This window comes from Acidisphaera rubrifaciens HS-AP3, assembly GCF_000964365.1.
GTDB classification, from domain to species: domain Bacteria; phylum Pseudomonadota; class Alphaproteobacteria; order Acetobacterales; family Acetobacteraceae; genus Acidisphaera; species Acidisphaera rubrifaciens.
On sequence record NZ_BANB01000284.1, the window covers coordinates 1 to 9,622 of the forward strand.

Genomic DNA, 9,622 nt, shown 5'->3' on the forward strand with positions numbered 1-9,622 from the left:
AGGCGCCCGGCGCCGTTTCGACTGAAGGCGACCTCGGCCGGCGCGCGGGCGAGGGTGGGGGCGTTGAGGGCGAACCAGTGCGCGGCGTCGTCGGCGCGCCGCCGTTGCGCGGCGGCCAGGGCGTCGAGGGCGGGTGGGTCGCCGAAGCCCGGGATCGCGTCCGCGATCACCTGCGCCAGCGCCGCGTGATCGGCGGCGGCGGCGGAGGCGGGCGGCGCGGCGATCGCCTCCTCGTACAGACGCTCGAACGCGTCGGCGCAGAGGTCGAGCGACAGATGCGCGCGCACGATCGCGCTCACGGCTTCCGCCTCGGCGGCGTCATAGGCGGCGAGCGCCTCGGCGATGGCGGGGGCGGTCGGCACCTCGCGCAAGGTGCGCCGACCGAGCGGCGTGTCCGGCCAGCCGCGCGTGTCCGACAGGCGCAGCAGGCCGTGGAACCCGTATTCGTCGCAGATCACCACGGCCGCCCCGGTCGCCGCCGCCTCCATCGCGCTGCGTGCGGTGGCAAACACGATGTCGGCCTCCAGCATCAGCCGCGGCAGGTCGTGGACGGTGCGCCCCACGGCCGGCCCGACCACGTCGAGCGCGATGCCGGCGGCGTCGCAGGCGGCGCGCAGGGCGTCGAGATAGGGGGCGTTCGTCTTGGTCACCGCCAGCGCGCGGCGCGGCGTCGCGGCCCATGCCGGCCGCCTGCGGAAGCGGCGCAGATCGACGCCGTTGGGGATCAGGCTGATGCGCTCGAACGGCGCGCCGTCCGCCAGCAGGCGTTCGCAGCAGGCCTGATCGACGCCGACATAGCCGCGCACCCGGTCCAGCACGATCGCGCGGTCATAGGGGGCGGAGGTGTCGTGGCAGACAAAGACGGCTGGTGTGTCGGGGAAACGCACCAGTGCCGGGGCGAGGGCGGTGTTGTGGTGGCCGTGGATCACGTCGGGCGTGAAGCCGATGCGGTCGATACGGTCGCTGACCGGCACGCCCAGGGCCATGACCTCCTGCGCGAGCGGGCCGGGGGTCGGCGTGTAGATCGCGACGCGGTGGCCGCGCTCGCGCAGCACGACGGCGAGTTCCCGCGTCATCACCTCCGTGCCGCTGCGCAGCGCGAGGCAGAGATTGGTCATCAGGATCGACAGCATCGCCCGCCGCACCCCCTTCGTCCGCCGTCCCGGCGGGAGACGTTTGGGGCATCATTTGGGAGCGGGATCAAGAGCGGGGGCAGGATCAAGAGGCGGCGGCGGGGACGCGTGCGCCCCCGCCGCGCGGTACGGACGGTGTCAGCTCACCCAGGTGCGGGCGGCGACTACGCGGGGCCGGGCCATGGCACCGCCGAGAGCCGCGGCCAGAGCGCCGATCAGCAGGCCGGCGAAGGCGAGGAACGAGGCCTGCGACGCGGTGCTCGCCACCCGGTCGGCGGCGTGGCGGGCGGTGGCGGCGGCCTGATCCTTCATCGCCGTCAGCTTCTGCTCGGCGGCGTTCAGGCGGGCCTGCGCCTCCTGCTGGCTGATATGCGCCTGTGCCGCGATCACCGCGGTGATGCGCTGGCGCGCGGCCTGCGCGCGGTCACCGCCGGCCATCAGGTCGGGCAGGGCCTCGCCGATCGCCTTGACGGCGTCGGCATGGCTCATCGCGGCGGGGTCCTGCGGCGTCGGCGCGGCGAGCAGGCGGTCGGCCTGCTGTTCAAGCGCGTGCGCATTCGGGAGCGCGCTCGCGGCGTCATGCGGCAGGACGGCGCTCACGGCGCTGCCGGCGGTCGCGCCGGCCGAGGACAGGGTGTGGCCGAGCAGCGAGAACGCCCCGCCCACGACGCCGCCGATCGCGCTGGTCAGCAGCCAGGCGGTGAAGAGCAGGGTGACGGCCCAGATCACGAGGCCGTGCAGCACGCCGTCGAAACGGGTCGGGATGCCGGCGAGGCGTGCCGCGGCGTAGCTGCCGGCGAGAAGGGCGATGACGGTGCTGGCGAGCGCCCAGATGGCGCCCCCGGTGCCGAGGGTCGCGGCATCCGGATTCTGCGCGGGCGCCGCGAGGCCGAGGCCGATGCCGGCACCGAGCATGCCGAGGGCGGCTTCCACCGCGACGGCGAGCACGACGCCGGCGAAGATCGCCGGCCACGACACGCGCGGACGCGCGGCCGAATCGGCGAGCGCGACCGTCCCGGGAGCCTGAAGCGAGGCTGACATGGCGGTTTCGTTCCTGTTGTGGTGTTGGCGGCGGGAGGCGCGGGGAGGCCGCGGGGAAGGCGGCCGCGGCCGTGCCCCGCGCGCCCCGGGGCGGAGGCTATGTCACCGTGGCCCCGGCGGGGCCCCCGGTGGGGCCCCGGCGGGCGTGGCCCGATCGCGGCCACGCCCAGGCCAGGGGTCGGCTAGGCCCGCTGCTTCAGGGACTACTTGTTGAGGGCGTCGCGGACGCTGTCCTTGGCGCCGCCGATGCTGTTCTGCACCTTGCCCTCGGTCTTCTCGGCCTTGCCCTCGGCCTCGGTCTTGGTGTCACCGGTCACCTTGCCGACGGCCTCCTTGATCGAGCCCTTCACCTGCTTGCCGGCGCCCTCGATGCGATCCTTGTCCATGCCATCAACTCCTGTGCGGTTTGATACGCGGGCGGTGCGGCCATTGCCGCGCCGTCGCCCTCCAACATCGGAGCGAAGCGGGAGTTGCCAAAGAGACGGACGCACTACGACGCATAGTGCGCCCGTACCTCGTGCCCATCCTTCGTGGCGGTTCAGCTGCGACGCTTGTCGGGACTGCCGTCGCGTGCGGGGGACGCCGGACCAGGCCCCTGTATGCCGCGTTCGCGCGCCCAGACGATGAGGGCGCCGCGCTTGTGAATGTCGAGCTTGTGATAGATCGCGGCCACCTGGTTGCGCACCGTGTTGCGCGAGATGCCGAGGCGGGTGGCGATGTCGGCATCCGGCAGCCCCGCGCAGATCAGGCCCAGCACTTCGCGCTCGCGCGCCGTGAGGTCCGCGAGTTCGGCGGGGGCGCGGTTGCGGCCCGGCGGGGCGCGCAGGTTGGCGAGCTTTTCGATGACGGTGCGGCTGAACCAGGACGTATCCTGCATCACCGCCTCGATCGCCGCGATCAGCTCGCCCTCGCTGCGCTTGCGTTCGGTGATGTCCTGCAGCACGACGAGCACGCAGTCCTGATCGCCGATCGTCAAGGTTTCGGCCGATACGAGACAGTCGAGCACGCCGCCGTCGGCGGTGCGTGCCGGCAGCTCGGCGCCGCGCAGCATGCCGGCGCCGGCGATTTCCGCCTCGAACCGGCGGCGCGCGGCGGTGTCGGCGAACAGCGGCAGATCGGCGAGCGCCCGGCCCACCGTCTCCTCCGTCGCCAGGCCCAGGATCGCGGTGAAGGCGTCGTTGATGTCGAGGATGCGGAAGGCGTCGCGCGTGCACAGGAAACAGGGCAGCGGCATCAGGCGGAAGGATTTGGCGAACCGCTCCTCGCTTTGCCGCAGCGCGTGTTCGGCGCGCTTGCGCGGTTCGAGATCCATGAAGGTGAACAGCATGCAGGGCTCGTCGCCCATCTCGATCGGCTGGCCGGCGACGATGACCGCCTTCGTCCCGCCTGCCGGCAGCGTGAGCAGCGCCTCCATCTGCGGGATGGTGCGCCCCTCGCCGAGGCGCTCGATCGCGAGGTCGCGCGATTCCGCGCCCTCCAGTACGTCGATCTCATAGACGGAGCGGCCGATCAGCCCGTCGCGGGTGTATCCCGTCATCTCCTGGAAGCCCTCGTTGACCTTCACGTAGCGCAGATCCGCGAGGCGGCAGATGATGGCGGGGGCGGGGTTGGCGTTGAACGTCCGCTCGAACCGCTCCTCGGCGTTGTAGCGCTCGGTCGCATCGTTGACGACGAGGACCAGGCATTCGGGGATGCCGTCCGGGCCGTTGAGCACGAGGCTGCGCAACCGGTGCGTCCAGCGTGCCTCCTCGCCGGGGCGTCCGACCTCCACCGTGACCTCGGTGAACGTCTCGCCGGCCAGCACGCGGTCCATCGGATAGGCGCCCGGCAGCACGCGATGGCGGTTGCGGTAGCGCAGTTCGAAGCGCGCGCGGTACTCGTCCACGTCGGCGCCAAGCTCGGCCAGCGTGTCGACGCCGTGCATCGCCAGCGCCGCCGCGTTGGCCCACGCGATCGTCTGATCGGGGTCGATCAGGATCACGCCCTCCGTCAGCCCCGCGATGATCTGCTGGAGCTGCGTCCGGTCGGCGCGCGGGCGCGGGGCGGGGCTGCTCACGGGATCATGGTTCCTGGCCGGTGCTGCCCGAGGCTATCACGCCGCAAGCGGGATCGTTGACAGACGCGGGCGGGGGGGCGACGGTTGCCGCGATGGGGATGGGGTCCCCCGAAACCGCCCGTCCGGGCTGATGACTCCTGCGCTTTTGTTCGAACGCCGCCCGTCGGGCCGCGCCGCTTCTTGCATGTTGCCGGTCCATCGGGCGGATGCGGACGGCGGCCGGCATGGCTGTTCGGTCGGCGGGTGCAAGGAGGGACGGATGCAGGAGACCCTGTGGGTGGCGCTGGGCGGCGCGATCGGGAGCACGGCGCGGTACTGGATCGCGCTGTGGGCGCTGCCGTGGAGCCGCACCCTGCCGGTCGGGACGATCGGGATCAATATCGTCGGCTCGTTCATCATCGGGTTCTTCGGCACGCTCACGCTGTCCACCGGCCGCTTTGCGGTGCCGGAGGCGGCACGGCTGTTCGTGATGGTGGGCATCTGCGGCGGCTTCACGACGTTTTCCTCGTTCAGCCTGCAGACGCTCGATCTGCTGCGCAACGGCGCGACGATGCGGGCGGGGATCAATGTCGTGGCGTCGGTGGCGCTGTGTCTCGCGGCGGTGGCGGTCGGTCACACGCTGGCGGCGTCGCTGAACGGCCATGCGCGACAGGTCGCCCAGGCGGCGATCGAGGAAGAGGCCTAACCGTCGAGAAAGGCGCGCAGGCGCCGGTTGAAGGCATCCGCCTGCGTGACGGTGAAAGCGTGGCCGCCGTGCCCGACCATGTCGAGCGTCGCGTTCGGCAACCCCTCGGCCAGGGCGCGTGAGCAGGTCCAGGGCACCAGCACGTCGTCGCGCGCGCAGGCGAGCAGGGTGGGCGCGGTGATGCGCGGCAGGTCGGCGGCGATGTCGAAGCGCAGCAAGGCGTCGATGCGCGCGCGCATGGTGGCGACGGGCGGGAAATGCGCGATGGCGTGCGCCTCCTCCTCCGCCAGCCGCGCGGCGTGGGCGGAGATGTAGTCGGCGGGATAGAGGAAGATCGCCTGTGCCCGAACATAGGCGTCGATGCCGACATGGTCCAGCAGCGCGCGGCGCGCGTCGAAGCAGCGGCGCGTCGCCGGATCGGGGCTTGCCCAGCCGTTGACGACGACGAGGCGGCGGATCCGCGCGGGATGCGTGCGCGCGAGTTCAAGACCGATCAGGCCGCCGAGCGCGTGGCCGACGAAATCGGCGGTCGCCACGCCGGCCGCGTCCATGATCGCGCGCACGTCCTCGGCCATTGCCGCGATGGAGGTGCCGCCGCCGAGATCGGCCGGGTTGCGGCCGGTCCCGCGATGGTCGTAGGCGAGCACGCGCCGGTCCGGCGTGAGCGCCGCGAGCTGCGGCCGCCAGAATGCGGCGGCGCCGCCGAGGCCGGACGACAGGACGACGCAGGGCGCGTCCGGCCCGGCCGTGTCGATCAGGTCGTAGCGCATTGGGGCGCGCGGATCAGACGGCCCGGGGTCAGGCGGGCTTGCCGATATGGGCGATGCTGGCGATCTCCACCAGCGCGTCGGGTTTCACGAGGCCGCACTGGATGCAGTAGCGCGCGGGCTTGGCGCCGGGAAAATACGTCGCATAGACGGCGTTGACGGCGGCGTAGTTGGCCCAGTCGGTGATGAAGATCATGTTGAACGTGACGTCATCCATGCTGCCGCCGGCGGTTTCGATCACGCTTTTGATCGTCTCCAGCACATGCCGCGTCTGCGCGGCGGCGTCGCCCACGTGGACCACGTTGTTGCTGGCGTCGAAGGGCAGGGTGCCGGAGACATAGACGACGCCGTCCGCCATGGTGCCGGGGGAGAAGGGCGCGATCGGCGTGGTGGTGCCGGGCGGCGTGATGATCGTCTTCGGCACGGTCGTCTCCTTGTTCAGCGTGTTGTGTCGGCGGGCGCGGATTGCGTGACGGTGCCGCAGAAATCGGCGGTGGTGGAGACCCAGCCGAAGAATTTCTCGATGTTGTAGAGCGATGCCTGCTGCATGAAGTCGGGGCCGAGATGGCAGGTCGCGTCCTCCAGCACCACGCCGAAGTATTCGAGGTGGAAGGCGTCGCGCAGCGAGGATTCGACGCAGACATTGGTCGCGACGCCGACGAAGACCAGCGTGCGTATGCCGCGCGAGCGCAGCACGCTGTCGATGTTGGTGTTGAAGAACCCGCTGTAGCGCGTCTTCGGGATGACGATGTCGCCGGGCTCGGGCGTCAGCGCATCGACCAGCGCGTAGTCCCAGGTGCCTTTGGCGAGCAGCGTCCCGGCGAGTTCGGGGCGGGCGCGCATCGTCTTGAGGGCATTCGACTTGTGCCAGTTGGGCGAGCCGGGCGTGCCGGCCTCCACATAGGCGGGGTCCCAGCCGTTCTGGAAGAAGATGACGGTGATACCCGCGGCGCGGGCGGCGCGGACGACGGCGACGCTCTTGTCGATCGCGGCGGCGGCGCCGGAGATGTCGAATCCGGCGATGTCGACATAGCCGCCGCGCGTGGCATAGGCGTTTTGCATGTCGACGACGATGACCGCCGTCTCCGACGGCTTGACGCGCAGCGGTTCGGGACGCGCGGGCAGGGTGATCCAGTCCCCTGTCGCATCGTCGGGGGCATAGCCGGCGGCGGCGCCCATCACGCGGCCGCCGCTTGCTGGACGTGGCGGCGCGAGTGCATCAGGGGCTGGATGCGGCGGCCGAAATTGTCCACGCCGGCCACGAAATCGTCGAAGGTGAGCAGCACGCCCTCGGCCCCGTCCACGGTCGCCACCTCGTCGAGCAGGCGGGCGACGGTGGCATAGGAGCCGACCAGCGTGCCCATGTTGATGTTGACGGCCGAGGCCGGATCGGCGAGCTGGCGCACGTTGGTGTCCGGGCCGGAGCGGGTGTCGGCGGCGGCCTGCTGCATCAGCCAGGCTACGGCCTCGGTATCGACGCCGGCGCGGTAGGACTCCCATTTGGCCATCGCGGCCTCGTCGGTTTCGTCGGCGATGATCATGAAGAGGGCATAGGCGGTCACGTCGCGGCCGGTGCGCGCCGTCGCCGCGCGCAGCTTCGCGGTGACGGGGGCGAAGGCGGTGGGCGTGTTGACGCCCTTGCCGAGGCAGAAATTATAGTCGGCGTATTGCGCGGTGAAGGCCATGCCGGCGTCGCTCTGGCCGGCGCAGATGATCTTGATCTCCGCCTGCGGGCGGGGGCTGAGGCGGCAGTCGTCCATGGTGAAGAAGTCGCCCTTGAAGTCCGACCGGCCGGTCGTCCAGAGTTCGCGCATCACCTGCACGTATTCGGCGACGTAGTCATAGCGGCGGGCGAAATACTCGTCGCCCGGCCACAGCCCCATCTGGCTGTATTCCGGCTTCTGCCAGCCGGTGATGATGTTCATGCCGAACCGCCCGCCGGAGATGCTGTCGATCGTGGAGGCCATGCGGGCGGCGATCGCGGGTGGCATGGTCAGCGTGGCGGAGGTCGCGAACAGTTTGATCCGCGAGGTGACGGCCGCGAGGCCCGCCATCAGGGTGAACGACTCCAGGTTGTAATCCCAGAACTGCGTCTTGCCGCCGAAGCCGCGCAGCTTGATCATCGACAGGGCGAAGTCGAGGCCGTGCCGCTCGGCGCGGGTCACGATTTCGCGGTTGAGCTCGAAGCTCGGCATGTACTGCGGCGCGTTCTCCGAGATGAGCCAGCCGTTGTTGCCGATGGGGATGAAGACGCCGACCTTCATTGCTGCCGTCCGCGCTGCCTGTGACGCCAAGAAAGCAGCAAACGGCGTGCCATGGCCAGGGGGCGTGCCGAAACCGGCGGTCAGGGGCGGGTCGGGTCAAAGTGCCGTTGCAGCCGCTGTCCATACAGGCCGTAGTCGCGCTGGCGCGACGGGTGGGACGCGGCATGGGCGGTGACGTGCTGCGGCAGCCGCGTCTCGAACATGAAGGCGAGGGTGCCGGTCAGCTTGTGCGGCTTGAGCTCGGCGCGGCTCGCGCCCTCGAACGCTTCGGTATCGGGGCCGTGCGGCAGCATGCAGTTGTGCAGCGACATGCCGCCGGGGACGAAGCCCTGCGGCTTGGCGTCGTACTGGCCGTAGATCAGGCCCATGAACTCGCTCATGACGTTCATGTGATACCAGGGCGGGCGGAACGTGTCCTCGGCCACCATCCAGCGTTCGGGGAAGATGACGAAGTCGATATTCGCCGTGCCCGGCGTCTCCGACGGCGCGGTGAGGACGGTGAAGATCGACGGATCGGCATGGTCGAACAGCACCGGCCCGACCGGCGAATAGCGGCGCAGGTCGTATTTGTACGGCGCGTAGTTGCCGTGCCACGCCACCACGTCGAGCGGCGAGTGCGCGATGTCCGCGCCCCATAGCCGGCCGCCCCATTTGACGATCAGCCGCGCCGGTCCGTCCTGGTCCTCGTACGCCGCGACCGGGGTGAGGAAGTCGCGCGGGTTGGCGAGGCAGTTGGCGCCGATCGGGCCGCGGTCCGGCAGCGTCAGCGCGCCGCCGTAATTCTCGCACACATAGCCGCGGGCGGGGCCGGCGGGCAGTTCCGCGCGCAGCTTCACGCCGCGCGGGATGACGGCGATCTCGCCCGGCGCGATGTCGATGACGCCGAACTCGGTCGCGATGCGCAGCGCGCCCAGTTGCGGCACGATCAGCATCTCGGCGTCGGCGTTGTAGAAGTATTCGTCCTGCATCGAGCGCGTGGCGAGGTAGACATGGGCGGCCATGCCGCTGCGCGCGTCCGCGTCGCCGGCGGTGGTGATGGTGGTCATGCCCTCAATGAAGCTGGTCGGCGCGTCGGGCAGCGGCAGCGGGTCCCAGCGCAGCGGCGCGATGGCGGGCGGCGCGTCGTGCCCGGGGGCGGTGCGCCACAGGCGCGCGTCGATCGGCGCGAAATCGCCCCAATGCGCGACGGTGGGGCGGATGCGGTAAAGCCAGCTGCGTTCGTTGCTGCTGCGCGGGGCGGTGAAGGGCGAGCCGGAGAGCTGTTCCGCATAGAGCCCATAGGCGCAGCGCTGCGGCGAGTTGCGGCCGACCGGCAGGGCGCCGGGCAGCGCCTCCGTCTCGAACCCGTTGCCGAAGCCGGACATGTAGCCGGGCGCGAGGGCGGTCGCGGGCGCGGCGTCGGGACGCGGGGCCGGGCGGATCTCGTTCATGGTGCGGTCTCCTGCGGCGATTGCGTGGGGAGAAGCGTGCGGCGGGCCAGGGCGACGGCCTCGCGCAGCGTGGCGAGGTCGCCCACGGCGTTGGCGAGGATGAGCACGAGGCGGGTGTTGAGGGCGGCGCTGTCGGCGTCGCTCAGCCCCTCGTGCGCGCCGATCAGCAGCGCGTACACGTCGTCCGCCGCGCCGGCGAAGCGGTCGTCCAGCGGCAGCGGCGCGCTCATGCGGCGTGCCGCCGGG

General features: G+C 71.1%; 11 protein-coding genes and 1 riboswitch. Of the genes, 1 reads left to right on the forward strand and 10 read right to left on the reverse strand.

Annotation, left to right across the window (positions count from 1 at the left end; translation table 11 throughout):
* The 4 genes from B8460_RS09475 to B8460_RS09490 all read right to left on the reverse strand — a co-directional run.
* Positions 1-1,145: glycosyltransferase family 4 protein (locus B8460_RS09475; RefSeq protein WP_048861350.1), on the reverse strand; the 1,145-nt coding region annotated here is incomplete at its 3' end.
* 126 nt (positions 1,146-1,271) lie between these two features.
* Entirely contained in the window at positions 1,272-2,174 is a 903-nt protein-coding gene (locus B8460_RS09480) for a hypothetical protein (protein WP_048861351.1), read from the reverse strand.
* Between the two features lie 203 nt (positions 2,175-2,377).
* Positions 2,378-2,560 (reverse strand): CsbD family protein, encoded by a 183-nt coding sequence (locus tag B8460_RS09485; RefSeq protein WP_048861352.1) that lies wholly within the window; start codon positions 2,558-2,560, stop codon positions 2,378-2,380.
* 152 nt (positions 2,561-2,712) lie between these two features.
* A complete protein-coding gene (locus B8460_RS09490; RefSeq protein WP_048861353.1) occupies positions 2,713-4,230 on the reverse strand; it encodes a helix-turn-helix transcriptional regulator in 1,518 nt (505 codons plus the stop codon).
* An 85-nt stretch (positions 4,231-4,315) separates the two neighbouring features.
* A riboswitch (Fluoride riboswitch) is annotated at positions 4,316-4,377 on the forward strand.
* Between the two features lie 112 nt (positions 4,378-4,489).
* On the opposite strand from B8460_RS09490, the gene crcB reads away from it, so the two are divergent.
* Positions 4,490-4,915 (forward strand): fluoride efflux transporter CrcB, encoded by a 426-nt coding sequence (crcB, locus tag B8460_RS09495; RefSeq protein WP_048861360.1) that lies wholly within the window; start codon positions 4,490-4,492, stop codon positions 4,913-4,915.
* On the opposite strand, the gene rutD is transcribed toward crcB, so the two are convergent.
* The 6 genes from rutD to B8460_RS09525 form a co-directional block, all read right to left on the reverse strand.
* On the reverse strand, positions 4,912-5,685 hold the full coding sequence (gene rutD / locus B8460_RS09500; protein WP_048861354.1) for a pyrimidine utilization protein D: 774 nt from the start codon (positions 5,683-5,685) through the stop codon (positions 4,912-4,914). The genes crcB and rutD overlap by 4 nt on opposite strands.
* Before the next feature lie 28 nt (positions 5,686-5,713).
* Entirely contained in the window at positions 5,714-6,106 is a 393-nt protein-coding gene (gene rutC / locus B8460_RS09505) for a pyrimidine utilization protein C (protein ID WP_048861355.1), read from the reverse strand.
* A 14-nt stretch (positions 6,107-6,120) separates the two neighbouring features.
* Positions 6,121-6,861 carry a pyrimidine utilization protein B gene (gene rutB, locus B8460_RS09510; RefSeq protein WP_048861356.1) on the reverse strand — a complete coding sequence of 247 codons (741 nt, stop codon included), beginning with the start codon at positions 6,859-6,861 and terminating at the stop codon, positions 6,121-6,123.
* The gene (gene rutA / locus B8460_RS09515; RefSeq protein WP_048861357.1) at positions 6,861-7,946 is read right to left on the reverse strand and encodes a pyrimidine utilization protein A; all 1,086 of its coding nucleotides are present in this window, start codon (positions 7,944-7,946) and stop codon (positions 6,861-6,863) included. The genes rutB and rutA overlap by 1 nt, the downstream gene beginning before the upstream one ends.
* An 80-nt stretch (positions 7,947-8,026) precedes the next feature.
* Complete coding sequence (gene hmgA / locus B8460_RS09520; RefSeq protein ID WP_048861358.1) at positions 8,027-9,376, reverse strand: homogentisate 1,2-dioxygenase; 1,350 nt, start codon at positions 9,374-9,376, stop codon at positions 8,027-8,029.
* Positions 9,373-9,622 (reverse strand): DUF2783 domain-containing protein (locus tag B8460_RS09525; protein WP_241771162.1); only part of this gene is annotated, 250 nt, incomplete at its 5' end. The genes hmgA and B8460_RS09525, both read right to left, overlap by 4 nt.

Bases quoted from the DNA above. Each gene is read 5' to 3' on its own strand.
- rutA (WP_048861357.1), bottom strand. From the start codon at position 7,946: ATGAAGGTCGGCGTCTTCATCCCCATCGGCAACAACGGCTGGCTCATC.
- crcB (WP_048861360.1), top strand. From the start codon at position 4,490: ATGCAGGAGACCCTGTGGGTGGCGCTGGGCGGCGCGATCGGGAGCACG.
- rutD (WP_048861354.1), bottom strand. From the start codon at position 5,685: ATGCGCTACGACCTGATCGACACGGCCGGGCCGGACGCGCCCTGCGTC.
- rutB (WP_048861356.1), bottom strand. From the start codon at position 6,861: ATGGGCGCCGCCGCCGGCTATGCCCCCGACGATGCGACAGGGGACTGG.
- B8460_RS09480 (WP_048861351.1), bottom strand. From the start codon at position 2,174: ATGTCAGCCTCGCTTCAGGCTCCCGGGACGGTCGCGCTCGCCGATTCG.
- B8460_RS09485 (WP_048861352.1), bottom strand. From the start codon at position 2,560: ATGGACAAGGATCGCATCGAGGGCGCCGGCAAGCAGGTGAAGGGCTCG.
- hmgA (WP_048861358.1), bottom strand. From the start codon at position 9,376: ATGAACGAGATCCGCCCGGCCCCGCGTCCCGACGCCGCGCCCGCGACC.